The organism is Stenotrophomonas sp. STEN008, from assembly GCF_056760435.1.
The window spans coordinates 1-26,463 of the sequence record NZ_JBRRET010000033.1; the positions used below are offsets into that span (position 1 = coordinate 1).

Sequence of the window (26,463 nt, forward strand, 5' to 3'; positions counted from 1 at the left end):
GCTTACAGGGACGTACTTGCAGCGTCCCCCGCGCAGCCCACCCGCCCGGCCAGGCACGGCTTTTTGCCTTCACGCGACCAAGCACCCGCCACGAGGGGCTCCGCCGTTGGCCGGACACCCCGCGACAAACCACCGCACGTGCGCAATCCCAACGAACGTCGGACAATGGACGCCTTGGCGGCACGCCGCGCCGCCCTCCCGCTTTCCGCTGCAAGGATTCCCCCATGGCCGCCCGCAAGTCCTCCGCCCCGCTCATCGAAGTCACCGCCCGTCCCGGCCAGCCGCTGGGCATGTCCCCGGCCGTGTTCCTGCGCGATTTCTGGCAGAAGCGTCCGCTGCTGATCCGCAACGCCTTCGCTGATTTCCAGTCTCCGGTGCAGCCGGAAGACCTGGCCGGGCTGGCCTGCGAAGAAGGCGTGCTGGCACGCCTGATCGAGCACGACAAGCGCCAGGACGGCTGGCGCGTACGTACCGGCCCGTTCCAGGAAGACGTATTCCCCGCCCTGCCCGACCACGACTGGACCCTGCTGGTGCAGGACGTGGACAAGTGGGACCCGGACGTGCGCGCGCTGATCGAGCACTTCCGCTTCCTCCCGCGCTGGCGCATGGACGACGTCATGATCAGCTTCGCCGCCACCGGCGGCTCGGTCGGTGCCCACGTCGACCAGTACGACGTGTTCCTGCTGCAGGCCCAGGGCCATCGTCGCTGGCAGATCGATGCCAGCGAGTCGATCAAGGGCCGGCGGCCGCCACTGGGGTTCCGTCCGGACGTGGAACTGAAGCTGCTGGAGGTGTTCAAGCCCACCCACGACTGGGTGCTGGCGCCCGGCGACATGCTCTATCTGCCGCCGAACGTGCCACACCACGGCGTCGCCGAAGACCCCTGCCTGACGTTCTCCTTCGGCATGCGCGCGCCGTCCTCGGCCGAACTCATCAGTGACTACCTGGACACCCTGATCGCCGATGCCGACGAGAACATCCGCTACCAGGACCCCGACCTGAAGCTGCCGGCCGATCCGAACGAGATCGACACGGTGGCGATGGCACGGGTGATCACCGCCCTCAACGCCATCCGCATGAACGACCCGGACAAGCTGGGCGACTGGTTCGGCCGCTTCATCACCACCTACCGCGCCGCCGGCGAAGTGATGGCCCACCAGGCCGCGCCGGAACAGGAAGAGGTGATCGCCGCCCTGCAGTCCGGCCTTCTGCTGCAACGCCACCCCTGGGCCCGCCTGGCCTGGCGCCGGGCCAAGCGGGGCGCCAGCCTGTACGTCAGCGGCCAGGACTTCGCGCTGCCGGTGAAGGATGCGCAGCGCCTGGCCGGTGCCGAGCAGCTCGACGCGGCCGCCTATCGCGGACTGTCGGACAAGGGCCGCGCGGTGGTCCAGCAGCTGCTGGTCGGCGGCGTGTTCCAGCTGATCGACCCCAGCGAGCTGTATGGCGCCGACGACGAGGGCGAGGATGAAGGCGTCCTCGGTGAGGTGGTCGAAGGCCGCGACCAGGTGGAGGTGATCGATGACGACGCCGTGTCCGACGATGTCCACGTGGTGACCGTGCATGACGATGGCATCGAGGTCATCGTCAACTTCGAAGACGACGAAGAAGACGACAGCGACGACGGTCGCGCCTGAGTCATGCCCTCGATCCGCGTCCATCAGGTAGGTCATGCCGATGCGCATGGCGCCATCCACGCTGTGCGCCAGCAGGTGTTCGTGCAGGAACAGGGCATTGCCAGCGAACTGGAGCGCGACGCGATGGACCCGGTCAGTGCCCACGTACTGGCGCTGGATGCCGACGGCACGCCGGTCGGCACTGGCCGGCTCACACCTGATGGCCGCGTCGGCCGCATGGCGGTGCTGGCGAGCCACCGCAGCCAGGGCATCGGTGAAGCCCTGCTCGAGGCCCTGGTCGAGGCCGGCCGTGGCCTCGACCTGGCCGAGCTGCATCTGCACGCACAGCTGCCCGCCCGCGACTTCTACGCGCGGCAGGGCTTCCTGCCTGAGGGCGAGGTCTTCGAGGAGGCCGGCCTGGGGCACCAGCAGATGCGCCGCCGGCTGGACGCGGCCAGCGCGATCAACAGCCACGCCGAGGCCGTGGCCGCCACCACCGCCCTCCTCCACCGTGCCCGTCGCCAGGTGTGGCTGCACAGCCACCTGCTGGACCCGGGCCTGCTCGCTGCCGGCCCGGTACAGGCCACCCTGCGCCGCTTCGCCAGTGCCCGCCACGACAAGCAGCTGCGGGTGATCGTGCATGACGCGGCAGCCATTGGCCGTGCCGGCGCGCCGCTGCTGGCGATGGCACAGCGGCTGCCCAGCGTGATCCTGTTCCGCGAGGTGGCCGATCCGGTCGACCGGGCACTGGCGTCCGCCTGCCTGATCAATGACAGGGGCGACTTCTACTTTCGTCTGATCGGCCATCGCCTCGACGGCGAGGCCGGCATCGCGCTGCCGGCACGTTCGCGGCAGTTCGAGCAGCAATTGCAGCGCGTCTGGGACCGTTCGCGCGATTGCAGCGAACTACGCGCGCTTGGCCTCTGAGCGCGACGGTCGGGTTCAACCTGTCTGGAAGCGGCACCGGGGGACGCACGATGGCCTCCGCGATGCCCCTTCGTGTCCGGATGGGGGTACAATTTGGCTGTTTGAACGCGCCTGCGCAGGGCTATTCATCTTCCTGCCGGGTCCTTCTTAAGCCATACCCCACAAAGCGAATCAACACCCTCCATCGTGGACAATCTACTGAAGCAGTTTGCGCAATCTTCGCAACTCGCCGGCGGCAACGCCTCCTATGTCGAGGACCTGTACGAGCAGTACCTCGTCTCCCCGGACAGTGTCGATCCCAAATGGAAGACCTACTTCGACGGCTTCAAGGGCCGCGAAGCAGGTGACATTCCGCACTCGGCCGTCATTTCCCACATCGCGGACGCGGCCAAGGATGCGCTGAAGGCCGGCACCGGCGCAGGTGCGGGCGACGAGCGTGAGCGCAATGTCGGTCGTCTGATCACCGCCTACCGCTCGCGCGGCCACCTGGACGCCCGCCTGGACCCGCTGGGCCTGGCTGCGCCGGTCAATACGCCGGACCTGGGCCTGCCGTTCCACAGCCTGTCCGATGCCGACCTCAACAGCGAGTTCAGCACCGGTGGCGTCGGCGGCCAGCCGCGCATGAAGCTGCGCGATCTGCTGGCGCGCCTTAAGGCGACCTACACCGGTTCGATCGGTGCGGAGTTCATGCACATCGCCGAGGTCGAGCAGCGCCAGTGGATCTACAAGAAGCTGGAACTGGCCGGCGGCAACTACCAGCTGGACGCTGACACCCAGCGCCGCACCCTGGAGCGCCTGACCGCGGCCGAAGGCCTGGAGCGCTACCTGCACACCAAGTACGTCGGCCAGAAGCGCTTCTCGCTGGAAGGCGGCGATGCGCTGATCCCGATGATGGACACCATCATCCGCAGCGCCGGCAAGGACGGCGTCAAGGACGTGGTGATCGGCATGGCCCACCGCGGCCGCCTGAACGTGCTGGTCAACACCCTGGGCAAGAACCCGCGCAAGCTGTTCGACGAGTTCGAAGGCAAGTTCGAGCACGACGAGCACGCCTCGGCCGGCGACGTGAAGTACCACATGGGCTTCTCCGCCGATGTGGCCACCGAGGGTGGCCCGGTCCACCTGGCGCTGGCGTTCAACCCGTCGCACCTTGAAATCGCCGACCCGGTCGTGGCCGGTTCCGTGCGTTCGCGCCAGGAGCGCCGCAAGGACACCGCCCGCAAGCAGGTCATGCCGATCCTGATCCACGGCGACGCGGCCTTCTCCGGCCAGGGCGTGGTCATGGAACTGTTCCAGATGTCGCAGGCCCGCGGCTTCGCCGTCGGCGGCACCGTGCACATCGTGGTCAACAACCAGGTCGGCTTCACCACCTCCAATCCGCTGGATACGCGCTCCACGCGCTATGCCACCGACGTGGCGAAGATGATTGCCGCACCGGTGCTGCACGTGAACGGAGATGACCCGGAAGCGGTGGTGTTCGCCGCGCAGCTGGCGTTCGAGTTCCGCCAGAAGTTCGCCAAGGACGTGGTCATCGACCTGATGTGCTACCGCCGTTGGGGCCACAACGAGGCCGACGAGCCGGCGATCACCCAGCCGCTGATGTACCAGGTGATCCGCAAGCACCCGACCACCCGCGAGATGTATGCCGAGCAGCTGGAAAAGGCGGGCGTGATCGCCGCCGGCGCCGGCAAGGCGATGGTCGATGCCTACCGCGAGAAGCTGGACGCCGGCGAAGTGACCACCGAACTGGCCAAGGTCGAGAAGACTCCGCCGAGCAGCCCGCTGTTCGTCGATTGGCCGAAGCTGCTGGAAGGCAAGCTGTCCGACCCGGTCTCGACCAAGGTCGAGAAGAACAAGCTGGTCGAGCTGGCCAAGCTGATCAACACCATCCCGGACGAAGTGCAGCTGCACTCGCGCGTGGCCAAGGTCTACGACGACCGCCGCAAGATGGCCGCTGGCGAGATTCCGGGCGACTGGGGCTTTGCCGAAAACCTGGCCTACGCCACCCTGCTGGACGAAGGCCATGCACTGCGCCTGGTCGGCCAGGACGTCGGCCGCGGTACGTTCACGCACCGCCATGCGATCCTGCACGACCAGAAGACCGACAACTACTACATGCCGCTGCGGCAGCTGGTGGATTCGCCGGAGAAGGCCACCGTCATCGATTCGCTGCTGAGCGAAGAAGCGGTGATGGCCTACGAGTACGGCTTCTCCACCACCGATCCGAACACGCTGTGCATCTGGGAAGGCCAGTTCGGCGACTTCGCCAACGGCGCCCAGGTGGTGATCGATCAGTTCATCGCCGCCGGTGAAGCCAAGTGGGGCCGCATTTCCGGCCTGACCCTGCTGCTGCCGCATGGCTATGAAGGGCAAGGCCCGGAGCACAGCTCGGCGCGCCTGGAGCGCTTCCTGCAGCTGTGCGCGCTGGAGAACATGCTGGTGGTCGTGCCGTCGACCCCGGCCCAGGCCTTCCACATGCTGCGTCGCCAGCTGCACATGACCACCCGCAAGCCGCTGGTGGTGATGTCGCCGAAGTCGCTGCTGCGCCACAAGCTGGCGGTGTCGACCCTGGACGAGCTGGCCAACGGCGAGTTCCAGCACCTGATCGGCGATGCCAATGCCGACGCCAAGAAGGTCAAGCGCGTGGTGCTGTGCTCGGGCAAGGTCTACTACGACCTGCTGGAAGACCAGACCAAGCGTGGCCAGGACGACGTGGCGATCATCCGCGTGGAGCAGCTGTATCCGTTCCCGCGTGCCCTACTGGCTGCCGAACTGAAGAAGTATGGCAAGGCCACCGACGTGGTGTGGACGCAGGAAGAACCGCAGAACCAGGGCGCGTGGTACCAGATCCGCCACCACCTGCAGTTCTGCCTGGCCGAGGGCCAGAACCTGCATTACGCCGGTCGCGCACGTTCGGCGTCGCCGGCTGCCGGTCACATGGCTGACCATGTCCGCGAGCAGCAGCAGCTGATTGCCGACGCACTGGTCAACCCGTTCAACGACCAGGTCGCTGAATAACTCTCCTCCCCCTTATTTAGAAGACAAACCAGGAAGCTCCCGCATGGCCACCGAAGTCAAAGCCCCGGTACTGCCCGAATCCGTCGCCGACGGCACCATCGCCACCTGGCACAAGAAGGTGGGCGACGCCGTCAAGCGCGACGAAAACCTGCTTGACCTGGAAACCGACAAGGTCGTCCTGGAAGTGCCGTCGCCGGTCGATGGCGTGCTGAAGGAGATCAAGTTCGACGTGGGCGCCACCGTGACCTCCAGCCAGGTCGTGGCGATCATCGAGGAAGGCGCCGTGGCGGCTGCCCCGGCTCCGGCCGCTGAAGAGAAGAAGGCCGATGCCCCGGCTCCGGCCGCAGCCGCTGCTCCGGCTCCCGCCGCGGCTCCGGCCCCGGCAGCCAAGTCGGCTGCCGATGCGCTGCCGCCGGGTGCCCGCTTCACCGCCATCACCGAGGGCGTGAACCCGGCCGACGTGGACGGCACCGGCCGTCGCGGCGCGGTGACCAAGGAAGACATCGTCAACTTCGCCCGCAACGGCGGCGCCGGCAAGGCCGGTGGCGCACGTCCGGAAGAACGCGTGCCGATGACCCGCATCCGCAAGCGCATCGCCGAACGCCTGATGGAGTCCAAGAACTCCACCGCCATGCTGACCACCTTCAACGAAGTCGACCTGTCCAAGGTGTCGGCCGCGCGCAAGGAACTGCAGGACGAGTTCGTCAAGGCCCACGGCATCAAGCTGGGCTTCATGAGCTTCTTCGTGAAGGCCGCCGCCAACGCGCTGCAGCGCTTCCCGCTGGTCAACGCGTCGATCGATGGTGACGACATCATCTACCACGGCTACTCGGACATCTCCATCGCCGTGTCGACCGAGAAGGGCCTGGTGACCCCGGTGCTGCGCAACGTCGAGCGCATGTCGTTCGCTGACATCGAGAAGACCATCGCCGACTACGCCAAGAAGGCCCGTGACGGCAAGCTGAGCCTGGAAGAACTGCAGGGCGGCACCTTCACCGTGACCAACGGCGGCACCTTCGGCTCGCTGCTGTCCACGCCGATCATCAACCCGCCGCAGAGCGCCATCCTGGGCATGCACGCCATCAAGGAGCGTCCGATCGCCCAGAACGGCCAGGTCGTGATCGCGCCGATGATGTACCTGGCGCTGTCCTACGACCACCGCATCATCGACGGCAAGGACTCGGTGCAGTTCCTGGTGGACATCAAGAACCAGCTGGAAAACCCGGGCCGCATGCTGTTCGGCCTGTAAGACCTCCCGCCCTCTTCCGCCCCCGCGCGGAAGGGGGTTCCGGTAAAGCATCAAGGACTAATTCAATGGCTGAACAATTCGACGTCGTCGTCATCGGTGCGGGCCCGGCCGGTTACCACGCTGCCATCCGCGCGGCCCAGCTGGGCCTGAAGACCGCCTGCATCGACGCAGCGCTGGGCAAGGATGGCAAGCCGGCGCTGGGCGGCACCTGCCTGCGCGTGGGCTGCATCCCGTCCAAGGCGCTGCTGGATTCCTCGCGCCAGTTCTGGAACATGAGCCACATCTTTGGCGACCACGGCATCAGCTTCAAGGACGCCAAGATGGACGTCGAGGCGATGGTTGGCCGCAAGGACAAGATCGTCAAGCAGTTCACCGGCGGCATCGCCATGCTGTTCAAGGCCAACAAGGTCGCCACCTACTACGGCTTCGGCGAACTGCAGCCGGGCAACGTGGTCAAGGTGAAGCAGCACGACGGCTCGGAAGTCGAGCTGAAGGGCACCAACGTCATCATCGCCGCCGGTTCGGATTCGATCGAACTGCCGTTCGCCAAGTTCGACGGCGAGACCATCGTCGACAACGTCGGCGGCCTGGACTTCACCGAAGTGCCGAACCGCCTGGCGGTGATCGGCGCCGGCGTGATCGGCCTGGAGCTGGGCAGCGTGTGGAAGCGCCTGGGCGCTGAAGTCACCATCCTCGAGGCGCTGCCGGAGTTCCTGGCCGTCGCCGACGCCGAAGTCGCCAAGACCGCGGCCAAGGAATTCAAGAAGCAGGGCCTGGACATCCGCCTGGGCGCCAAGGTCTCCAAGACCGAGATCACTGGCAAGGGCAAGAAGAAGGAAGTCGTTGTCACCTACACCGACAGCGAAGGCGAGAAGACCCTGACCGTGGACAAGCTGCTGGTGGCCGTCGGCCGTCGCGCTGCCACCAAGGGCCTGCTGGCCGAAGGCACCGGCGTGAAGGTCAACGAGCGTGGCCAGATCGAAGTCGATGCGCATTGCCACACCGGCGTCGATGGCGTCTGGGCGGTGGGCGACTGCGTGCGCGGCCCGATGCTGGCGCACAAGGGCTTCGAGGAAGGCATCGCCGTGGCCGAACTGATCGCCGGCCTGCCGGGCCACGTCAACTTCGACACGATTCCGTGGGTCATCTACACCGAGCCGGAACTGGCCTGGGTCGGCAAGACCGAAGCACAGCTGAAGGCCGAAGGCATCCCGTACAAGGCCGGCAGCTTCCCGTTCGCCGCCAATGGCCGTGCCGTGGCGATGATCGAGCCGGCAGGTTTCGTGAAGATCCTGGCCCATGCCGAGACCGATCGCATCCTCGGCATGCACCTGGTCGGCGCCAACGTGTCCGAGCTGGTGCACGAAGGCGTGCTGACCATGGAGTTCAGCGGTTCGGCCGATGACCTGGCCCGCATCTGCCACGCCCACCCGTCGCTGTCGGAAGTGGTCCACGACGCGGCGATGGCGGTCAGCAAGCGCGCCATCCACAAGGCCAATTGATCGGTCTTGATGTGAGGTAACCACAAAAAACCCCGCCTCGGCGGGGTTTTTTGTGGTCGCGCATCAGCGCCGGCCCCTGTCAAACAACACATATGGTGTTGTTCGAGTCGACCATTATTCGACCGTCGCTCGAGCCGCGAGCCGCGAGCCGCAGCCACTCAATGCCACCGCGCCGAGTAGCCGGCCATCAATCGACCAAGACGATCGATCATCCTCCAAGACAGCCTCGTAACAGACCCACATTCAAGAACCGATACCTCCATCCGCCGCGGCAGAAAATCGTCAACATTAAAGAGGCATCAGGAAAATCCCAAGCTGCACCTCAAGGGCCAGAATGAAATTCCTACATACCTTGTGACCGCAAGCTGGCCCGCGCTATCCTCGACAAATAGTGAATACCCAGCCCGCCCCACTCCATCCTGTGCCACGAAGAGCATCGAACCATGCCGATCGTCTCCAAGAGCAACCTCCAACTAGCAGTCAAGAATGTCGCAAATTTCGGAGATACGGACATATTTCCATATCCTATTGACAACCACATTCTAAACGACCTTCCAGATTCTGTAGTTTCCGTCCTTGAACATATTGACAAGGAATTCGACTCAGCAATCAAAGACCACCCCGTCCTAACGGCAAGAAATCTATCAGTCGTTGGATATAGCGGATTCCGCTGGGGAACACAAATTGACCCCATTTGGAATCTATACCTACTTTCACTAGTTATTTCAATCGCAAACGAAGTAGAGTCTAAAAGGCTAAGTAGAGACGTAGTCTTCTCCTACAGGTTCAAGCCTGACGACGAGGCTGGTTCGCTGTTCGATAGAAGCATTGGATGGCATGCATTCCAGTCCCAAGCTATCGAACATGCACGCGCCCATCCGTACGTACTGAGATGCGACATCTCAGACTTCTACCCTCGCATCTATCATCACAGACTAGAAAACGCCCTTAAAAAGGCCACATCGAATGGTGTTGCCATTAAACGCATAATGGCGTTGCTACAATCAATTTCGGACAATGTATCCTATGGATTGCCTGTCGGCGGCCCGGCCGCTCGAATTTTAAGTGAAATACTTTTAAACCGAGTGGATAGACTACTCGTCAGTGAGTCCATCACTTTCTGCAGGTTCGTTGATGATTACATCATCTTTGCAGACAGCAAAGAGGAAGCATACTCCGCTCTAATTTCACTGAACGACTTACTTCTAGCCAATGAGGGGCTTTCGCTTCAGAAAACGAAAACCCGCATCATGACTTCGAAGGAGTTCCTCTCTACCTCGGAATTTTCATCACCGGAAGAATCCGAAGCACAAATTGATAGCGAGGAACGTGCATTCCAGCGACTTCGAGTATATTACGATCCATATTCCCAAACCGCCGAGCAAGACTATGAAAAGCTCAAAGAAGAGCTTTCAAAGTTTGACATAGTGGGAATGCTGGGGCGCGAACTGTCAAAGAGCCGAATTGACGAGAGTCTCTCGAAGAGACTTCTCTCCGCCTTAAAACATCTCAAACCAGCAGTGCAGAACGATGCTGTAAAATCTCTTACCCACAGCCTTGACCTACTGTATCCAGTATTTCCATCCGTAATGCTGCTGTGTCGTGGGCTTCTCGATAACCTGGAAACTCCCACAAGAGAATCGCTCTTCGAACAAATACGATCTCTGATTAGCTCAAATTCCTATATCACACAGGTTCCCACGAATCTCTCGTATGCCCTCCGACTGCTTTCCGAAGATCCATCCGAGGAAACAGAGATTATCCTATCCAATCTCTACAAGCAGCCATTAAATATGATGATCAAACGAGACGTAATCCTAATGATGGCTCATCGTGGCGCAGATCACTGGATTTCAAACTACAGAAAGAACTACCCCACGTTAACCGTCTGGGAGAGGCGGGCCATGCTCATAAGCTCCTACATCCTCGAAGATGAAGGCAAGCATTGGCGAGACTCTGTAAAGCATGACCTCAACGAGTACGACAAACTTGTGCTGAAATGGGCCTCACTCTCGAAACAAAAGTCCCAAGGATCATGGAGGGTTCCGGTGTGATCTCCGAACAGCACTTCTCAACAAGCTTCACATCAATTTGGCATGACATCATACCTCTTGCTGACACGTACTGGCGCCGAGAGAATCTCCGCGTGGAGCATTGGAGCTCCCCCGTCGAGAACTTGGCACCGATTAGGATCCGCGGATTCATCAATGAACTGGCTTTTGAGATATTTCGCAAAGCCGTTGAATCCGACACGAAGACTCAAACGAAATACCTTTTACCCCTTCTCGATGATTCGATCGAAAATGTCTCAAAATACATACTCAGGATCACCAACGACACACAATCGGTGACTTTGGAGATGGATGAAGAAAGCAAGCTTGAGACCATCGCGCTTGCTTCGAACTTGCTGCACTTCTTCTCGCATCGCGAATCGATAATCTTCAGGCCGAAGTTCTCGGGCTGTGGGATCGTGGCTTCCTGCGAAGGCGATCTCATCTACGAGGACTGCCTGTACGAGGTCAAGGCTGGCGATCGTGGATTCCGCGTGAGCGACCTAAAGCAACTTCTAATCTACTCCAGCCTGGCATTCACAAGAGAGGAATCTGCATTCTCTAGCGTTGGCCTTTACAATCCGAGAAGCGGCTTCTTCTGGAAACGAACGCTAGATAGCGTCTGCTTGGAGCTGAGCGGATTGCGCGAGAGCGATGTTCTTGCAAACATCGCAACTAGCATGACTCGACTCTCAGTATCCAGATGAGTCGAATTTTCTGGCGCGCGAGCTTGTAGTAGACCAGACGCACAGTGGTCAAAATCCCCCGGCCTGAGTATTTCGTAATCTTCGCCGATGAAGTCCGACCAAGGAGCCAGCATCCACCGATAGGTCGACCATTGCCGTCATCAACTAGGTTCTTGGTGACTGCCCCCCCGGTCGATCCGCGCTCCGACATATCGATGATTTACTGGCAACTAAAACGTGATGTCCTTCCGCGAGAGACACATACGAGCGCGAAAATGTAAGACGATCAGGCACGCCCCCTGACCGTGGCGTTAGTCAGCGCGCCACGGCCGGTCCACCCAGCATTCGCGCCGGCAGCATGAACAGCGCGCGCAGGAACGCAAACAACGCCGAGAAGGTGATCCCTACCAGACGAAACGGCAGGGTCAGCAGCCACACGAACGGCCAGGCCAGCAGGGCCAGAATCGCCAGCGGCCAGCACAGCGCGAACAGCAGGCACCACACACCGATCGCAAACAGGGTCTTCATGACGGGGGCTCCTTGCGCGGCGGCTTGCCGCGTGGGGATACGCTGCCGCCCTGCCCCCGCCCGAGGCAAGGCGTTTGCGACGAAACCCCGGAAACGGGCGATGAATTATTCGAACGAACCGACCGAATCGTGGGCCAGATTGTCGAAACGCGTGTACTCGCCGAAGAACTTCAGTTTGCACGAACCGGTCGGGCCGCCACGGTGCTTGCCGATGATGATTTCGGCCAGGCCCTTGTCCGGTGAGTTTTCCTTGTTGTAGTAGTCGTCGCGGTAGATGAACACGATCATGTCCGCGTCCTGCTCGATGGCGCCCGATTCGCGCAGGTCAGCCATCACCGGGCGCTTGTCGGTACGCGTTTCCAGCGAGCGGTTGAGCTGGGAAAGTGCGATCACCGGCACGTTCAGCTCCTTGGCCAGGCCCTTCAGCGAACGCGAGATCTCCGAGATTTCTGTCGCGCGGTTCTCGCTGTTGCCGGGCACGCTCATCAGCTGCAGGTAATCGATCACGATCAGGCCCAGGTCGTGCTCGCGCTTGAGGCGGCGGCACTTGGAGCGCAGCACTTCCGGCGATACGCCCGGCGTGTCGTCGATGAAGATCTTGGTTTCCTTCAGCATCTTGATCGCGCTGGTGACGCGGCTCCAGTCCTCGTCTTCCAGCTGGCCGGTACGCAGGCGCTGCGCGTTGATCCGGCCATTGGAGGAGATCAGTCGCATCGCCAGCTGTGATGCGGACATTTCCATCGAGAACACCGCCACGCCCTTCTTCGACTTGATCGCCGCATACTCGGCGATGTTCAGCGCGAAGGTGGTCTTGCCCATCGCCGGGCGCGCGGCCAGGATGATCAGGTCGGTCGGCTGCAGGCCGGCCGTCATCGCGTCGAAATCGTTGTAGCCGGTTGGCAGGCCGGTGATGTTGCCGCCGTTCTCGAAGCGGTTGCGCAGTTCCTCGAAGGCATCCTTCAGCGCGCCGGGCATGGCGACGAAATCCGTACGCCCGCGTGCGCCCTGCTCGGCAATGGCGAACACGCTCTTTTCCGCCGACGCCAGCAGCTCGCTGCTGTCGCGGCCTTCCGGCTGGAAACCATCGTTGACGATGTCGGTACCGACCTGGATCAGCTGCCGCAGCACCGCCTTGTCACGTACGATCTCGGCGTAGGCCGCGATGTTCGCCGCCGACGGCGTGGTGCTGGCCAGTTCGATCAGATAAGCGCCATCCCCTACCAGCTCCAGCTTGCCCTGCGATTCGAACCATTCGCCCAGCGTCACCGCATCGAAGGGTCGGTCACGCTCGGACAGCTCTCGGATCGCGCGGTAGATCATCTGATGATCGCGGCGATAGAAATCGGTCTCGGTCAGCTGGTCGTTGACCCGGTCGAACGCTTCGGGTGCCAGCATCAGGCCACCCAGCACCGCCTGCTCGGCCTCCACCGAATGCGGTGGCACCCGCAGCTGGTCGATGCGCGAATCATCGCGTTCGAAGCCATCACCGCGGTCTCTGCGGTTGGAACGGAAGCCGGGACGGGCGGACATGCGGCGGTGTTTCCTGCAAAAGTGGGGCCAGACGAGTGTAGGCATGCGCCGACCCTGGCGGCCATGGACAAGCCTGTGGATAAGCCGTGGAAGAACGGGGGATATCCGCCGGAGCCTGGCCAGAATGGCGCGGAGGCGTCGCACTGCCTGCGACGGGCGCCCGTGCGACGCCCGAGTGCGTCATTATCGCAGATCAGCCGGCCAGGGTCGGATTCCGTGCAGCGTACGGGCTCTGGCCCGCTCAGCTGCAAGTGGGGTCAGAGCCCGCCGCTGCGCGCCGGGATCCGACCCCGGATGTGGCTGGGGTCGGATCCCTCTGCAACGCAGAGGGCTCTGATCCCATACGTCTCAATCGCCCTTCACGTGCACCGCGATCAGCGCCAGGAACCGGTCCACATACCCCTGCAGGAATTCCCGCGTGGCGTCGTTGTGGATCGTACCGTCGGCGTCGATCAGGCCGTCCTTGAAATGAATGAACGCCTCCGGCTGGCCGAGCACATGCATGTCGAGGAAGGCCAGGCTGTTGCGCAGGTGCTGCTGGGCCACCGCGGTGCCGATCTGGCCGATGGACGCACCGATCACCGCAGCGGGCTTGCCTGCGAATGCGCTGTCGCCATAGGGGCGCGAGCCGATGTCGATGGCGTTCTTCAGCACGCCCGGCACCGAACGGTTGTATTCGGGTGTCACGAACAGCACGGCGTCGGCGGCACGCACCTGCTCCTTCAGGCGGACACACGATGGCGGGTAATCGGCGTCGAAATCCTGGTCATACAGGGGAAGGTCGCGGATCTGCACGTACTGGAACCGGGCCCGGTCGCCGGCAAGCTTTTCAAGTGCATGGGCCAGCCGGCGGTTGCATGACTCCCGGCGCAGGCTTCCGACGAACACGGCGATGGTGGGAACGGACATCGGACGGACTCCTCATGGTGCGGGAAACCCATCCTATTCACCGTCCCCTTTCCAGGCAGTGAAGGTCAGCCGCTGATGCTGGCCCGGACCTGGCGCCAGTGGGCCTGCCATGCCTGGAACATCAGCACGTTCCACAGATGCGTGTGCCACTTGCGCTGGCCGCCAAGGAACTGCTGCCACAGCGGCTGCACCGCGGCCGCCGACAGCACGCCTTCGCGTTCCAGCCGCGAAGGCTGCAGCAGATCGTCGGCCCACGGCCGCAGGTCGCCCTTCAGCCAGTCGCTGACAGGCGCACCGAAACCACGCTTGGGCCGGTGCACCATCGCGTGCGGGACGTATCGGCCCAGCACGCGCTTGAGCAGGACCTTGCTGGTCGTTTCACTGCGCTTGAAGCCCAGCGGCAGCGACCAGGCGAACTCGGCCACCCGCCAGTCCAGCAACGGCGCACGCGCCTCCAGGCTGACCGCCATCGAAGTGCGGTCGACCTTGCACAGCAGGTCATCAGGCAGGTAGGTCACGAAATCGGCCAGCATCATCGCGTCTGCCGGCGTGCCCGCGCCGTGCAGCGGATCGGCCAGGTCATAGAAGCTGCCAGCCGGCTGCGCACCGGGCACCACCGCCGCCGGGTCACGCCAGCGCGAAATGCGGTTGCGGTATACATCGCCGATGCCGCGGGCGCCGGTTTCGGCCAGCAGCGCCGCCAGGCCTCCCGTGCGCGATGCCTCGCCCTGCTGCTGCGCGCGGGCACCCATCCAGCGCCGCAGCGGGCCCGGCACGCGACCCAGCATCTGCCAGTTGCGCAGCGCGCGCACGTAGCGGGTGTAGCCGAAGAACAGCTCATCGCCACCATCGCCGGACAAGGCCACGGTCACCCCCTGCCTTGCCAGCCGGGCCACCAGCGCGGTCGGCACCTGCGAGGCATCGGCAAAAGGCTCGTCGAACATCGTCGGCAACTGCGGCACCACCGCCAGTGCGTCGGCCCCGCTGACGTAGAGCTCGGTGTGGTCGCAGCCCAGATGCGCGGCCAGTTCCCTGGCCAGCGGTGCCTCATCGTGGCTTGAATCCTGGAAGCCGATGCTGAAGCTGTGCACCGGCTGCCTGCTCTGCGCCTGCATCAGCGCCGCCACCAGCGACGAATCGGTCCCCCCGGACAGGAACACGCCGACGGGCACGTCCGCGACCATGCGCAACGCCACGGCGTCGCGCAGCAGGGCATCAAGCTGCTCCTCGGCCTCCTCGATGCGGCCCTGGAAGGGTGCGGCCAGTGCGGCCTGCATGCGCGCACGCGCGTCCCAGTACGGACGCTGCGCCTGCTCCGGCCGGTGCGCGCCGGCTCCGGCGGCAACCATCGCCGCATCCACCCGCAGCACCCGGCCGGGCATCAGCTTGTAGCAGCGCTGATGGATGCTGTGCGGCGCCGGGATGTAATCCAGCCGCAACAGCAGCGTCAACGCATCCCGATCGATATCGTTGTCGAACGCTGGATGCTGCCACAGTGCCTTCAGCTCGGAACCGAACACCAGCGCGTCACCGGCCCAGCCGTAGTACAGCGGCTTCTTGCCGACCCGGTCGCGGGCCAGCCAGAGGCACTGCTCGCTGCGGTCCCACAGAGCGATGGCGAACATGCCGTTGCAGCGCTGCAGGGTGTCTTCCAGGCCCCACTGCAGGATCGCAGCCAGCAGCACCTCGGTATCGGAGTGGCCACGGAACGCATGGCCCAGCGGCTCCAGTTCGGCGCGCAGGGCCGCGAAGTTGTAGACCTCGCCGTTGTAGGCCATCACATAGCGGCCGTCGGACGATGCCATCGGCTGGTGGCCCAGCGGGGACAGATCGAGGATGCTCAGCCGGCGGTGCGCCAGTGCGATCCCGGCAGCGGCATCGACCCAGGTGCCACCATCATCCGGCCCGCGATGGTGCAGCGCCTGGCCCATGGCCAGGGCCTGTGCCTGCAGTTCCTCGGCCGGCACCATCGGTGCCGGCAACAGCATTCCCGCCAATCCACACATGCATCAGGGTTCCTGCGCCAGGTCGAGGGCGGCGCCAATCACCGCATTGTCGCTTGGAAGGCCGAACATTGCTGCCCCCGCCAGCGGCGTATAGGTATCGGCGCCGCAGACCCGACGCAGCGGCAGGTGACCGAAGCCGGCCTCGACCAGGGCCGTGACCACCCCCTCGCCCACGCCACCGCTGTGACGCCCCTCGTCCAGCACCAGCACGCGCCGCGCCGTGGCCGCCTGGGTGGCAATGAATCCGCCGTCCAGCGGCACCAGCCAGCGCAGGTCAACCACCCTCACCTGCCACCCGAGCTGCTGGTCGATCACCCGCGCGGCACGCAGCGCCATCGGCACGCCATTGCCATAGGTGTAGATCACCAGATCCTGCGCCTCGGGGGCATACACCCGGCCCTCCCCCGGCAGCAGCGCCTGGCCCTGTTGCGGGTAGTCGAACAGCCACTGGCCGTCACCCGGCTCGTGCAGGTCCTTGCTCATGTACAGCGCGATCGGCTCCAGGAACACCGCCACGCGGCCATCCACCCGGGCCAGTGCCGCCAACGTGCGCAGCATCATCACGGCATCGTCGCCACGCGAGGGACAGCCCACCACCAGGCCGGGAATGTCGCGCAGGGCCGTGATCGAATTGTCATTGTGGAAATGGCCACCGAATCCCTTCTGGTAGCCCAGCCCTGCCACCCGCACCAGCATCGGGTTCCGGAACTGGTCATTGGAGAAGAACTGCAGCGAACACGCCTCGCCACGTATCTGGTCGATGGCATTGTGCAGGTAGGCCAGGTACTGGATCTCGGGGATCGGCAGCATGCCCATGTTGGCCAGCCCCTGCGCCATGCCCAGGATCATGGTCTCGTCCAGCAGCGTGTTGAACACCCGTCGCGGGCCGAAACGACGCAGCAGGTCGCGGGTCAAGGTGTACACGCCTCCCTTCTGCGCCACATCCTCGCCGAACAACAGGCTTTGCGGATACTTGCACAGCAGTTCCTGCAGTCCGTGATTGATCTGGATGGCCAGATGACGCGGCGGTTGTCGCTCCGGCAATGCGTCGGCGCCGCCATACAGCGACAGTCGCGCCTCGTCCGCGACCGCGCGCCGGGCCTCGGCGTGCACCGCTGCAGGTGTATAGGGCGCCAGCGGTGCCATCACCTGCTCAAGGGACTGCAGCTTCGGCTGGCGCTCGGCGTCGGCGGCGGCCGCCATGCAGCGCACACGCATCGCTTCATAGGCCGCCTCGACGGCCGCGGCATCCATCCAGCCCGACTCCATCGCGATCTGCGCCGAGCGCAGCAGCGGATCCTGCGCCTCCGCCGCACACAGCTCCGGCAACGCGCGCCACTCCACCTCGAAATCGGTACCGGCATGCCCCATCAGCCGCGTGGTACGCAGGTGCAGGAAGGTCGGCCTGCGGGTTGCCCGGCAATGCTCGACCGCGGCCTGCACCTGCGCATGGCCGCTGGCCAGATCCAGCCCATCAGCGAAGAAGTAGTCCAGTCCCGGCTGGCCGCCAAAGCGCTCGGCGATCCATCCTTCTGGTGTTTTCACCGAAATGCCCAGGCCATTGTCCTCGCAGACGAACAGGATGGGCGCCGGCAGTTTCTGGTAGGCCGACCACATGGCGGTGTTGAACGCCGTCTGTGCGGTGGCGTGATTGGCCGAGGCGTCGCCGAAGGAACAGACCACGATGCTGTCGGCCGGAATCGGCAACGGCTGGCCCAGGCGCTTGCCGCTCTCGATGGCCAACGCAGTGCCCAGCGCCTTGGGCAGGTGCGAGGCGATCGTCGAGGTCTGTGGCAACACCCACAGCGGCCGGCTGCCCCACACCTTGTGCCGGCCTCCGCTGGCAGGATCGTCGGCGCTGGCGGCGAACGACAGTGCCGCGTCGCGCACTGGATCCATGCCCGGCACCTGCCGCGCGCGTTCGGCCATGAAGGCGCCGGAGCGGTAGTGCAGGAACGCAGGATCGGTGTGCCGGCAGGCCCGCGCCAACAGCGCATTGCCCTCGTGTCCGGACGAGCCGATGGTGTAGAAGACCTTGTTCTGCACGCGCAGCACGCGTGCCATCAGGTCCAGCTGGCGGCTGGCCAGCTGCGAATCGAACAGGTCGGCAAAGGCCGCCGCGCTGAGCGTGCTGCCTGGCAGGATCGGCGCGTGCGGCGCGGGCCGTGGCCGTGGCGTGCCCCGCCAGCCGCGCACCGCCTCCAGGAAATTGACGTCGCACACATCGGCGCGGTTGAGCCCGCGCATGCGCGCGGGAATGGGATCTGGAACCACAGCGAACATCGAACACCCTCCGTGTCGTTGTTGCGTAGCGTGGCGCGGGCCCGCCCGGCGTCCCCCGCAGTCGGCCTGCCCGACGCTCCCCTTGGAATCAGGCCACCGCGTTGAATCGCGCCAGCACCTCCGCGCCCACGGCCGGCATCGGCACGAACCGCGGCTGCGCCCGGACCCGCTGCAGCCAGGCCTGCACCTGCGGGAACGGATCAAGGCGGATGCCACCATCGCTGGCAACGTCGGTGTAGGCAAACAGCGCGATATCGGCGATGCCATAACTGCGGCCGGTGAACCAGGGCGACTGCCGCAGGTGCTGTTCCATCACCGCCAATGCGGTGCTGGCGCGCTCCTGCAGGCGCGGCAGTTCGGCGCGCCGCGGGGAATCGGCCGGCGTCCAGCCCCGAATGAAACGGGCCACCGCCACGCAGGGTTCATGCGTGTACTGCTCGAAGAACATCCAGCTCAACGCCTGCGCCCGCTCCCAGCCATCGCCGGGCAGGTAGGGCGTGCCCTCGGCCAGCCAGAACAGGATTGCATTCGATTCGGTCAACACGCGGCCGTCCTCGCGCACGATCAACGGCACCTTCGCATTGGGATTCAATGCCAGGAACTCCGGCGTGTGGGTCTGGCCATGGGCGCTGTCCACCTCCACCCAGCGATAGCGGCTGCCGAGGTGTTCCAGCAGCATGCGCACCTTGTGGCAATTGCCTGAAACGGACATGCCATGCACCGTCAACGGAACGCGTTCTTCCACCATTGCCTGCTCCAGGAGACCCGGCCAACGACCGGTTGCGCGCAGTCTGGCAAGCGCGCCCGCCGATGCCAAGCGCGGGTGCAGCATGCCCACCGCGCAGCCCGCCGCTGGATGCAGCCCGTCGGGCCCCTCAGCGCACGCGCTGCTGCCACTGCTGGCGCGACTGCCCCCAGATCTGCATCGGTTTGCCCTGGTACGGCGGCGGCAGCTCGCCCATGCGCAGCAGCGTACTGCCCAGCTTGCGGGCCACGACACGGGAATTCTCGTTGTCCTCGGCAATGGTATGGATCACCTCCTCCCACCCGAGTGCGTTGAAGGCCCAGTCGATCGCAGCGGTCGCCGCCTCCGGCGCGTAGCCCTTGCCCCAGCTGGCACGCCGGACGCTCCAGCCGACCTCGGTGCCCGGCCAGTCCTGTGGCTGCCAGGGCCCCATGCGACCGATCCACTCACCACTGGATTTCTCGATCACGCTGAACATCGAAAAGCCGAACAACTGCCACGCGCCAGCCAGGCTGCAGAATCCACGCCATGCCACTGACGGTGGCTGTACTCCGCCCAGCGTGCGCATCACCTCTTCATCCGCGCAGAACGCCAGATAGGGCTCGAAATCCTCGCGATGCGGTGGGCGCAGGATCAGGCGCTCGGTTTCCAGGCGCAGGTCGAAGATGCTCATGCCGACTCCAGGGCGATGACGGAGCGCCATCATCGCAAATGTCACCCGGCCACAAAAACATACAGGCCGGCAGAAGCCGGCCTGTCGCCTGTCCGCTGCAGCGGCAGGATTACTGGCGGGTCGGTGCCGTGGCGCCGGCTGCCGCTGTCTGCGTGACCAGCTGGCCATCGACCACCGGCAGGCGATCGCTGGCTGGCTTGTTGTCCATGCGCACGGTCTTCTCGGCACCATCATAGCGGTAGGTCACGTTGTAACCCTTGACCACGTCGTTGGTTCCCATGGCGATGCGGTTGCCGGGCTTGCTGGCCATGCGCATGGTGCCGGTGGTGCCGTCCTCGTTGCGATAGGTGACGTTGTAGCCGGTGACACGGCTCGACTCGGAGGTGGCGGTCTCGGTGTGGCACTGGCGCTCGGTGCGGTTGACCACACGGCCACCGACATGGCGCTTGTCCACCTGGTTGCCGATCAGGCCGCCGGCCACGGCACCGGCTGCGGTCGCCGCCTTCCTGCCATTGCCGCCGCCAACCTGATTACCCAGCAGGCCACCGATCACCGCGCCGGCGACGGTGCCACCGACGTTGCCATCACGCTCGGGCAGGCGTTCCTGCACGACCACATCCTGGCAGACCTCGTGCGGCGTCTGGGTGGTGGAGGTCTCGCGCACCGCGTCGGTGCCGATGACCGTGGCGTACGCCTTCTGCTTTTCGGTGATCGGGTCGACCTTCAGCACATCGGCATACTCCAGGCCGCGCGGCGCGGTGGCATCGAGCTGGTTGCCACGCGCACCATCGTCGGTGCCGCTGCCATCGGCCAGGCGCGATTCGCCGTTGGGGGCGCCGGCGCTGATGGAATCCGGCGAAGGGTTGCCGCTCTTCATGAAGGCGGCCGTGGCGATACCACCCACCAGCAGCGCGCCCGCTGCGACCAGGACAGTTGTAGTTGTGCTTTTCATGACCTGCTCCTTGCGGACCGTCCGCAACGTTCTCGGCACAGATTGCAGCACGGCCTCCCTGAACGGAATCTCCACATTTCCTGCTCGTCGCCGTAACCCATTCAGCATCGGGAAATGCTGGGCCCGTGGTAGCGTTTGCATATTCACCAGGAGGATCCCGCCATGGCCAACCCGATGCTGCTGCCGGTACTGCAATGGGCGCGCCGGCTGCGCTACCCCACGCTGTTCAAGCTCACGGCAGGGCTGTTCGCGCTGACCCTGTTCATTCCCGATCCGCTTCCCTTCGTCGATGAGCTGGTGCTGGGCCTGGGCACACTGCTGCTGGCCAACTGGAAGAGCCGCGGCACCCGCACGCCGCCACCGCTGGAGCAGCGCTGAGCGTGCTGGTCGACAGCCATTGCCATCTCGATGCAGGCGAGTTCGACCCCGACCGTGCCGCCGTGATCGAGCGCGCGCGCGCGGCCGGGGTGCAGTTCCAGGTCGTGCCGGCCGTCACCGCCGCCAGCTGGCCGAAGCTGCGCGAGGTCTGCCAGCAGGCACCCGGCCTGTACCCCGCGTACGGGCTGCATCCGATGTTTCTTGCCGAGCATCGCGCCGGGCACCTTCCGCTGCTGCGGGAATGGATCGAGCGTGAGCGTCCGCGGGCGATCGGCGAATGCGGCCTGGATTATTTCGTGGAAGGCCTGGATGCGGAGGCGCAGCAGACCTATTTCACCGGCCAGCTGCGCTTGGCGCGCGACTTCGACCTGCCGGTGATCGTGCATGCGCGTCGGGCCGTGGATGCGGTGATCGCAGCGATCCGCCGCATCGGTGGCCTGCGCGGCGTGGTGCACAGTTTCTCCGGCAGCCCGGAGCAGGCGGCACAGCTGCATCGGCAGGGCTTCCTGCTGGGTCTGGGCGGCCCCCTGACCTACGAACGGGCACAGCGCCTGCAACGGCTGGTCCGGGAGATGCCGCTGGAGCAGCTGCTGCTGGAAACGGACGCGCCCGATCAGCCCGACGCGGCCATCCGTGGGCAGCGCAATGAGCCGGCACGCCTCTCGATCATCGCGCGCCACGTCGCGGCGTTGCGGCAGACCGACCTGGAGACGGTAGCGAGGACCACGACCGACAACGCGCGGCGGCTGTTCGCGCTGCCGGCCGTCTGATCGCCGTTTCGCCGGGCATGGCCCGGCGCTACCGGTCAAGCCTCAACGGATTCGGACTTGACCCTCTTCGGCTCCAGCAGCATTTCCAGCGCCTTGCCGACGGCGGCAAAGGCGAAGGCACCGGTGATATGGGTGGCTGCCCCCAGCCCTGCGCCGCAATCAAGCTTGAGCGCAGCGTCCGCCCCCAGGTTGGGACGGAGGCCGCAGACACTGCCATCGGCCTGCGGATACTTCACGTTCTCCAGCGAGTACACCGCCGGCACGCCGAAGTAACGCTTGGCGTTCTTGGGGAAGTTGAACTCGCTGCGCAGCTTCTTGCGGATCAGCGCCAGCATCGCGTCGTGCTCGGTGCGCGAGACATCGCGGATGCGTACCAGGGTCGGATCGGTGCGGCCACCCGCGGCGCCGACCGTCAGCAGTGGCAGCTTGCGGCGGCGGCACCAGGCGATGGTCTCCACCTTGACCCGGAAGCTGTCGCAGGCATCGATCACCAGATCGAAGCGACGATCAAGCAGTTCCGCCATGTTGGCGGTGGTCAGGAACGCCTGCACCGCGTCGACATCGAGTTCCGGGTTGATCGCCCGGCAGCGCTCGGCCATGGCTTCGGCCTTGTTGCGCCCGTAATTGCCCTCCAGCGCCGGCAGCTGCCGGTTGGTGTTGGACACGCAGATGTCGTCCGCATCGATCAGGGTGAGATGGCCGACCGCCGAGCGCGCCAGCGCCTCGACCACCCACGAGCCGACCCCGCCCATGCCGACCACCGCTACGCGGCTGCCCTGCAGGCGCTCGAGCGCACCCACGCCATACAGCCGTTCGATGCCGGCGAAGCGTTGTTTGACCTGTTCGTTCATCGGTCTATTTTAACGTGCAGCGGCCGGCGTCCACAGCACGCCGGGTCGAACCTACCGTTGCACACCCGGAGAGCCCGCCATGAACGCCAGCCCCCCTCGCCCGCCGTCTTCCGCCTATCGCTACCTGTTCGTGCTCGCGCTGGGTCTGTTGATCGGCCTGATCGCCACGGTGATGGTCGGCCGCGCACTGCAGGCCCGCCGTGACCCCTTCCCGGACAGCCTGATGCAGGTGATGCAGCGGCAATCCCAGCTGCTGCTGCAGGCTCAACAGCAGAACCGCTGCAGCCTGGCCGACAGCGTGCCGCGCCTGCAGACGCTGCGCCTGCTCTCCAACGACCTGGACCTGGCCTTCCCCGGCCTGAAGGACAGCGCGCAGTTCCAGCAGCATGCCAGCCAGTACCGCGCCGGCCTCAATGCCGCCCTGGCGACGCCACCGGCAGACTGCACCGCGCTGGCCCAGGTGGTGCAGACGCTGCAGGCGGACTGCCGCGCCTGCCATCAGGATTTCCGTTGAACAGCGTTCATCCCGCAGCCGGTCATGGCGGCGTTGATTGGCGTCTTGTTCACGTTGGAAAGGAGACGATTCGCGCACCCTGCTGCATGACGCAGTACCACCCAACACATCCGCCTTCACGGCCAGGAGACGCCCCATGAAGATCCAGCTCATCGCCGCCAGTGTCATCGCCACCCTCGCCCTGGCCGGCTGCGCCACCTCGCCGGGTTACGGCGGCGGCGGCTACAACAATGGGTACAACAACGGCGGCTACGGCAACAACTCCGGCTACAACCAGGGCCGTTGCGCCGACTGCGGCATCGTCACCCGCATCAACACCGTGCAGTCCGGCCGCACTGCGCCCAGCGCGACCGGCGCGATCCTCGGCGGCATCGTGGGTGCGGTTGCCGGCCATGAGATCTCCGACCACACCGGCGGCAGCCGCGGCAACAAGAACATCGCCGCAGCGGCGGGTGCCGTGGGTGGCGCGCTGGCCGGCAACCAGATCCAGAAGAACGTGACCAGCGATACGTATGACATCAGCGTGCGCATGGATGACGGACGCACCATCGTCGTCAACCAGCGTGATCTGGGCGGCATCCGCGAAAACACCTACGTTCGCGTGGTCAACGGCCGGGTGATCCTGCGCTGATCCGCTGCCGGCCCCGGACAAAGAAAAAGGCCCGCTTGCGCGGGCCTTTTTCATGTGACGGCTGCAGACCGCTCAGATCGGCTGCACGGCGTCGGCCTGCAGGCCCTTCTGGCCCTGCACGACGGTGAAGGTGACCTTCTGGCCTTCCTTCAGGCTCTTGAAGCCCTGGGTCTGGATGGCGCGGAAGTGCACGAACACGTCTTCGCCGTTTTCACGGCTGATGAAGCCAAAGCCCTTTGCATCGTTGAACCACTTGACAGTACCGTTCTCGCGTTCGGACATCTCACTAACTCCCTGATGACTCTCTCTTGTTGTTGGAAACGCCTTGTGGGCGGCTGACAAGCAAGGGGGAAGCGAGGTGCATCGATGCAGCGGATCGGGAAGATCTTGCTTCATCAGGCCACGATCCACGGTGACCTTGCCAAGCTCAGCGACTGCAACTTAACCCGGCCAAAACGAAAAAGCAACTGGCAAAATCTTTCACTGTCAACCCCAAAAAGACAACCATACGGGACAGCATGGGCCTCTCATTCATCTTGTATCTGCTAGCGGTCATTTTTGTCCTCGTTGGTATTGCCGGCATCGTCCTGCCGGCACTTCCCGGCGTTCCGCTGGTGTTCGTCGGCCTGCTGCTGGCGGCGTGGGCCGACGGCTTCACCCATGTCGGCTGGCCGACCCTGCTGGTACTGGGCGTGCTGACCCTGCTTTCACTGCTGGCCGATGTGCTGGCCACGGTGGTCGGGGCCCAGCGTGTCGGGGCCAGCCGCAAGGCGCTGTGGGGCACCTTCATCGGCAGCATCGCCGGTCTGTTCTTCATGCCCATCGGCCTGTTCGCCGGCCCGCTGGTCGGCGCTCTGCTGGGCGAGTACTGGCACACGCGCGAGCTGGGCCGCTCGACCAAGGTTGGCCTCGCCACCTGGCTGGGCATCCTGCTGGGCCTGGCGCTGAAACTGGCGATGGTCATCGCGATGCTGGGCCTGTTCGCGTTCGCCTGGTTCCTGTAACGCACGATCTTCACGCCACGCGCACACCTGCGCCGGGCATAACTCCATGGGGCTGGCCGTTGCTGCGGGCAGCCGCCACACTGTGCGTCTTCCCGTAGTCATCCCGAAGGGCCTGCTGCAATGACCCTCCCGCCGTTGCTCCCCCGTCTGGCGCCGTTGGCGCTTGCCCTGGCCAGCGCGCCGTTGGCCGCGCAGGAAATCGCGCCTGCCACGACCACCACGCCGGCCGGTTGCGCGGCCATTGAAACCGACGCCGCCCGACTGTCGTGCTACGACCGCCTGTTCGGCCGTACCGCACCGGCCACCGCCGAGGCCGATGCCGCCGCGCAGCAGGCCGCGCAGGCGCTGCGCGAACAGCGTCGCGCCGCCCGCCTGAGCCAGGGCGAAGAGAACCTGCGGGCGCGGGTCGGCGATGTGCTGCGCCCCGCCCCCGACGACAGCGCCCTGGCCAATGCAGGCCGCGGTTCCCTGCTGGACAGCCGCTGGGAACTGGCGGAAGACTCCAAGCTGGGGCCGTTCCAGCTGCGGGCCTACAAGCCGGTGTACCTGCTGCCGGCGTTCTGGACCAGCGACAAGAACCAGATGCCGCAGTCGCCGAATCCGGCCAACAGCGTGACCGAGCCGCAGGCGCTGGACAGTGCTGAGCTGAAGTTCCAGATCAGCTTCAAGACCAAGATCGCCGAGAACCTGTTCGGCGACAACGGCGACATCTGGGCCGGCTATACCCAGAGCTCGCGCTGGCAGGCCTACAACGCCGAGAATTCGCGCCCGTTCCGCGAGACCAATTACGAGCCGGAAGTGATGATGGTGTTCCGCAACGGCTACTCGATTGGTGGCTGGCGCGGACGCATGACCGGCATCAGCCTCAACCATCAGTCCAACGGCCGTGCCGATCCCCTTTCGCGCAGCTGGAACCGGGTGATGCTCAACGTCGGGCTGGACCGCGAGAACTGGGCGCTGGTGCTGCGGCCCTGGTATCGCATTCCCGAAACGCGCAGCGATGACAACAACCCGGACATCGAGGATTACATGGGCCGCGGCGACGCGACCCTGATCTGGAACCGCAATGGCCACGAAGTGTCCCTGATGGCGCGCCATTCGCTGCGTACCGGCGACCGTTCGCATGGCGCCCTGCAGCTCGACTACGGTTTCCCGATCAGCAACCTGCTGCGCGGCCACATCCAGGTCTTCGACGGATACGGCGAAAGCCTGATCGACTACAACCACAAGGCCACCTACGTGGGCGTGGGCGTGTCGCTGCTGGAATGGTTCTGATGGGCGTGACGATCTGGCACAACCCGGCGTGCAGCAATTCGCGCGGCGCACTGAAGCTCATCCGCGACGCCGGCATCGAGCCGGAGGTGATCGAGTACCTGCAGGCACCGCCCGACGTGGCGACCCTGCGCCGGCTGCTTGCCGAATCCGGGCTGGCCGCCGCCGACCTGGTGCGCAGCAAGGAACCGGAGTTTGCCGGTCTGGCGCTGGCCGGGGCCGATGAGGCGACCCTGCTGGCGGCGATGGCGACGCACCCGCGCCTGATCAACCGGCCCGTGGTGCGCACGGCCAAGGGCACGCGCCTGTGCCGCCCGCCGGAAACGGTGCTGGAGATCCTGTAGCCCGGACGCACCACCCGGCAGCGCCGG

General features: G+C 64.8%; 24 protein-coding genes. 14 read left to right on the top strand and 10 right to left on the bottom strand.

The features are described from left to right. The first annotated feature begins 224 nt into the window (after positions 1 to 224). The 7 genes from ACVOME_RS14480 (at position 225) to ACVOME_RS14510 (ending at position 11,067) form a co-directional block, all read left to right on the top strand. Positions 225 to 1,634: a ribosomal protein uL16 3-hydroxylase gene (locus tag ACVOME_RS14480; RefSeq protein WP_481505212.1), complete on the top strand. Its 1,410-nt coding sequence runs from the start codon at positions 225 to 227 to the stop codon at positions 1,632 to 1,634. 3 nt (positions 1,635 to 1,637) lie between these two features. Then, positions 1,638 to 2,540 (top strand): GNAT family N-acetyltransferase, encoded by a 903-nt coding sequence (locus tag ACVOME_RS14485; protein ID WP_481505213.1) that lies wholly within the window; start codon positions 1,638 to 1,640, stop codon positions 2,538 to 2,540. A gap of 186 nt (positions 2,541 to 2,726) precedes the next feature. Beyond that, positions 2,727 to 5,558 carry a 2-oxoglutarate dehydrogenase E1 component gene (locus ACVOME_RS14490; protein WP_053515372.1) on the top strand — a complete coding sequence of 944 codons (2,832 nt, stop codon included), beginning with the start codon at positions 2,727 to 2,729 and terminating at the stop codon, positions 5,556 to 5,558. 43 nt (positions 5,559 to 5,601) lie between these two features. Next, a complete protein-coding gene (sucB, locus tag ACVOME_RS14495) occupies positions 5,602 to 6,807 on the top strand; it encodes a dihydrolipoyllysine-residue succinyltransferase (protein WP_065175459.1) in 1,206 nt (401 codons plus the stop codon). Between the two features lie 65 nt (positions 6,808 to 6,872). Further along, complete coding sequence (gene lpdA, locus ACVOME_RS14500) at positions 6,873 to 8,309, top strand: dihydrolipoyl dehydrogenase (protein WP_053515369.1); 1,437 nt, start codon at positions 6,873 to 6,875, stop codon at positions 8,307 to 8,309. A gap of 443 nt (positions 8,310 to 8,752) precedes the next feature. Further along, a complete protein-coding gene (locus tag ACVOME_RS14505; protein WP_481505214.1) occupies positions 8,753 to 10,363 on the top strand; it encodes an RNA-directed DNA polymerase in 1,611 nt (536 codons plus the stop codon). Further along, a complete protein-coding gene (locus ACVOME_RS14510; protein WP_481505215.1) occupies positions 10,360 to 11,067 on the top strand; it encodes a hypothetical protein in 708 nt (235 codons plus the stop codon). Before ACVOME_RS14505 ends, ACVOME_RS14510 begins: the two co-directional genes overlap by 4 nt. 294 nt (positions 11,068 to 11,361) lie before the next feature. On the opposite strand, the gene ACVOME_RS14515 is transcribed toward ACVOME_RS14510, so the two are convergent. The 8 genes from ACVOME_RS14515 to ACVOME_RS14550 form a co-directional block, all read right to left on the bottom strand. After that, positions 11,362 to 11,574: a hypothetical protein gene (locus tag ACVOME_RS14515; protein ID WP_481505216.1), complete on the bottom strand. Its 213-nt coding sequence runs from the start codon at positions 11,572 to 11,574 to the stop codon at positions 11,362 to 11,364. 105 nt (positions 11,575 to 11,679) lie between these two features. Then, entirely contained in the window at positions 11,680 to 13,104 is a 1,425-nt protein-coding gene (locus ACVOME_RS14520) for a replicative DNA helicase (protein WP_053515359.1), read from the bottom strand. A 348-nt stretch (positions 13,105 to 13,452) separates the two neighbouring features. Next, complete coding sequence (locus tag ACVOME_RS14525; protein ID WP_053515357.1) at positions 13,453 to 14,013, bottom strand: NADPH-dependent FMN reductase; 561 nt, start codon at positions 14,011 to 14,013, stop codon at positions 13,453 to 13,455. A gap of 65 nt (positions 14,014 to 14,078) precedes the next feature. Beyond that, positions 14,079 to 16,019, bottom strand: a complete 1,941-nt coding sequence (gene asnB, locus ACVOME_RS14530; RefSeq protein WP_193396162.1) for an asparagine synthase (glutamine-hydrolyzing) — start codon at positions 16,017 to 16,019, stop codon at positions 14,079 to 14,081. A gap of 3 nt (positions 16,020 to 16,022) precedes the next feature. Continuing rightward, positions 16,023 to 18,302 carry a thiamine pyrophosphate-dependent enzyme gene (locus tag ACVOME_RS14535; RefSeq protein WP_481505217.1) on the bottom strand — a complete coding sequence of 760 codons (2,280 nt, stop codon included), beginning with the start codon at positions 18,300 to 18,302 and terminating at the stop codon, positions 16,023 to 16,025. Positions 18,303 to 18,390: 88 nt separating this feature from the next. Then, positions 18,391 to 19,050 (bottom strand): glutathione S-transferase family protein, encoded by a 660-nt coding sequence (locus tag ACVOME_RS14540; protein WP_053515351.1) that lies wholly within the window; start codon positions 19,048 to 19,050, stop codon positions 18,391 to 18,393. A 127-nt stretch (positions 19,051 to 19,177) separates the two neighbouring features. Continuing rightward, positions 19,178 to 19,720 carry a GNAT family N-acetyltransferase gene (locus tag ACVOME_RS14545; RefSeq protein ID WP_461287718.1) on the bottom strand — a complete coding sequence of 181 codons (543 nt, stop codon included), beginning with the start codon at positions 19,718 to 19,720 and terminating at the stop codon, positions 19,178 to 19,180. Positions 19,721 to 19,829: 109 nt separating this feature from the next. Further along, positions 19,830 to 20,672 carry a glycine zipper 2TM domain-containing protein gene (locus ACVOME_RS14550; protein ID WP_053515348.1) on the bottom strand — a complete coding sequence of 281 codons (843 nt, stop codon included), beginning with the start codon at positions 20,670 to 20,672 and terminating at the stop codon, positions 19,830 to 19,832. A gap of 162 nt (positions 20,673 to 20,834) precedes the next feature. On the opposite strand from ACVOME_RS14550, the gene ACVOME_RS14555 reads away from it, so the two are divergent. Continuing rightward, the gene (locus tag ACVOME_RS14555; RefSeq protein ID WP_053515346.1) at positions 20,835 to 21,050 is read left to right on the top strand and encodes a DUF6116 family protein; all 216 of its coding nucleotides are present in this window, start codon (positions 20,835 to 20,837) and stop codon (positions 21,048 to 21,050) included. Beyond that, positions 21,047 to 21,820: a TatD family hydrolase gene (locus ACVOME_RS14560; RefSeq protein WP_262218796.1), complete on the top strand. Its 774-nt coding sequence runs from the start codon at positions 21,047 to 21,049 to the stop codon at positions 21,818 to 21,820. Before ACVOME_RS14555 ends, ACVOME_RS14560 begins: the two co-directional genes overlap by 4 nt. 35 nt (positions 21,821 to 21,855) lie before the next feature. Here the strand turns inward: ACVOME_RS14560 and ACVOME_RS14565 are convergent, their stop codons facing one another. Continuing rightward, positions 21,856 to 22,671 (bottom strand): tRNA threonylcarbamoyladenosine dehydratase, encoded by an 816-nt coding sequence (locus ACVOME_RS14565; RefSeq protein WP_193396159.1) that lies wholly within the window; start codon positions 22,669 to 22,671, stop codon positions 21,856 to 21,858. 79 nt (positions 22,672 to 22,750) lie between these two features. Between ACVOME_RS14565 and ACVOME_RS14570 the strand changes: the two genes are divergently transcribed. Then, positions 22,751 to 23,185 (top strand): hypothetical protein, encoded by a 435-nt coding sequence (locus ACVOME_RS14570; protein ID WP_262218754.1) that lies wholly within the window; start codon positions 22,751 to 22,753, stop codon positions 23,183 to 23,185. 136 nt (positions 23,186 to 23,321) lie between these two features. After that, a complete protein-coding gene (locus ACVOME_RS14575) occupies positions 23,322 to 23,816 on the top strand; it encodes a glycine zipper 2TM domain-containing protein (RefSeq protein ID WP_481505218.1) in 495 nt (164 codons plus the stop codon). 72 nt (positions 23,817 to 23,888) lie between these two features. Here the strand turns inward: ACVOME_RS14575 and ACVOME_RS14580 are convergent, their stop codons facing one another. Continuing rightward, positions 23,889 to 24,098 carry a cold-shock protein gene (locus ACVOME_RS14580; protein ID WP_053516923.1) on the bottom strand — a complete coding sequence of 70 codons (210 nt, stop codon included), beginning with the start codon at positions 24,096 to 24,098 and terminating at the stop codon, positions 23,889 to 23,891. Between the two features lie 236 nt (positions 24,099 to 24,334). Here ACVOME_RS14580 and ACVOME_RS14585 point away from each other — a divergent pair, with 236 nt between their 5' ends. The 3 genes from ACVOME_RS14585 to arsC all read left to right on the top strand — a co-directional run bounded on the left by ACVOME_RS14585 (position 24,335) and on the right by arsC (position 26,436). Continuing rightward, positions 24,335 to 24,820: a DUF456 domain-containing protein gene (locus ACVOME_RS14585; RefSeq protein WP_065181965.1), complete on the top strand. Its 486-nt coding sequence runs from the start codon at positions 24,335 to 24,337 to the stop codon at positions 24,818 to 24,820. Between the two features lie 120 nt (positions 24,821 to 24,940). Next, the gene (locus ACVOME_RS14590) at positions 24,941 to 26,095 is read left to right on the top strand and encodes a phospholipase A (RefSeq protein WP_053516921.1); all 1,155 of its coding nucleotides are present in this window, start codon (positions 24,941 to 24,943) and stop codon (positions 26,093 to 26,095) included. Next, on the top strand, positions 26,095 to 26,436 hold the full coding sequence (arsC, locus tag ACVOME_RS14595; protein ID WP_461287719.1) for an arsenate reductase (glutaredoxin): 342 nt from the start codon (positions 26,095 to 26,097) through the stop codon (positions 26,434 to 26,436). Before ACVOME_RS14590 ends, arsC begins: the two co-directional genes overlap by 1 nt. Positions 26,437 to 26,463 lie beyond the last annotated feature (27 nt).

What these genes read in the sequence shown, in the direction of transcription:
- ACVOME_RS14565 (WP_193396159.1), bottom strand. Translation starts at nt 22,671, where the DNA reads ATGAACGAACAGGTCAAACAACGCTTCGCCGGCATCGAACGGCTGTAT.
- ACVOME_RS14585 (WP_065181965.1), top strand. Translation starts at nt 24,335, where the DNA reads ATGGGCCTCTCATTCATCTTGTATCTGCTAGCGGTCATTTTTGTCCTC.
- ACVOME_RS14515 (WP_481505216.1), bottom strand. Translation starts at nt 11,574, where the DNA reads ATGAAGACCCTGTTTGCGATCGGTGTGTGGTGCCTGCTGTTCGCGCTG.
- ACVOME_RS14525 (WP_053515357.1), bottom strand. Translation starts at nt 14,013, where the DNA reads ATGTCCGTTCCCACCATCGCCGTGTTCGTCGGAAGCCTGCGCCGGGAG.
- arsC (WP_461287719.1), top strand. Translation starts at nt 26,095, where the DNA reads ATGGGCGTGACGATCTGGCACAACCCGGCGTGCAGCAATTCGCGCGGC.
- ACVOME_RS14580 (WP_053516923.1), bottom strand. Translation starts at nt 24,098, where the DNA reads ATGTCCGAACGCGAGAACGGTACTGTCAAGTGGTTCAACGATGCAAAG.
- ACVOME_RS14505 (WP_481505214.1), top strand. Translation starts at nt 8,753, where the DNA reads ATGCCGATCGTCTCCAAGAGCAACCTCCAACTAGCAGTCAAGAATGTC.
- ACVOME_RS14575 (WP_481505218.1), top strand. Translation starts at nt 23,322, where the DNA reads ATGAAGATCCAGCTCATCGCCGCCAGTGTCATCGCCACCCTCGCCCTG.
- ACVOME_RS14545 (WP_461287718.1), bottom strand. Translation starts at nt 19,720, where the DNA reads ATGAGCATCTTCGACCTGCGCCTGGAAACCGAGCGCCTGATCCTGCGC.
- lpdA (WP_053515369.1), top strand. Translation starts at nt 6,873, where the DNA reads ATGGCTGAACAATTCGACGTCGTCGTCATCGGTGCGGGCCCGGCCGGT.
- ACVOME_RS14480 (WP_481505212.1), top strand. Translation starts at nt 225, where the DNA reads ATGGCCGCCCGCAAGTCCTCCGCCCCGCTCATCGAAGTCACCGCCCGT.
- sucB (WP_065175459.1), top strand. Translation starts at nt 5,602, where the DNA reads ATGGCCACCGAAGTCAAAGCCCCGGTACTGCCCGAATCCGTCGCCGAC.
- ACVOME_RS14590 (WP_053516921.1), top strand. Translation starts at nt 24,941, where the DNA reads ATGACCCTCCCGCCGTTGCTCCCCCGTCTGGCGCCGTTGGCGCTTGCC.
- asnB (WP_193396162.1), bottom strand. Translation starts at nt 16,019, where the DNA reads ATGTGTGGATTGGCGGGAATGCTGTTGCCGGCACCGATGGTGCCGGCC.
- ACVOME_RS14485 (WP_481505213.1), top strand. Translation starts at nt 1,638, where the DNA reads ATGCCCTCGATCCGCGTCCATCAGGTAGGTCATGCCGATGCGCATGGC.
- ACVOME_RS14550 (WP_053515348.1), bottom strand. Translation starts at nt 20,672, where the DNA reads ATGAAAAGCACAACTACAACTGTCCTGGTCGCAGCGGGCGCGCTGCTG.
- ACVOME_RS14540 (WP_053515351.1), bottom strand. Translation starts at nt 19,050, where the DNA reads ATGGTGGAAGAACGCGTTCCGTTGACGGTGCATGGCATGTCCGTTTCA.
- ACVOME_RS14520 (WP_053515359.1), bottom strand. Translation starts at nt 13,104, where the DNA reads ATGTCCGCCCGTCCCGGCTTCCGTTCCAACCGCAGAGACCGCGGTGAT.
- ACVOME_RS14570 (WP_262218754.1), top strand. Translation starts at nt 22,751, where the DNA reads ATGAACGCCAGCCCCCCTCGCCCGCCGTCTTCCGCCTATCGCTACCTG.
- ACVOME_RS14535 (WP_481505217.1), bottom strand. Translation starts at nt 18,302, where the DNA reads ATGTTCGCTGTGGTTCCAGATCCCATTCCCGCGCGCATGCGCGGGCTC.
- ACVOME_RS14555 (WP_053515346.1), top strand. Translation starts at nt 20,835, where the DNA reads ATGGCCAACCCGATGCTGCTGCCGGTACTGCAATGGGCGCGCCGGCTG.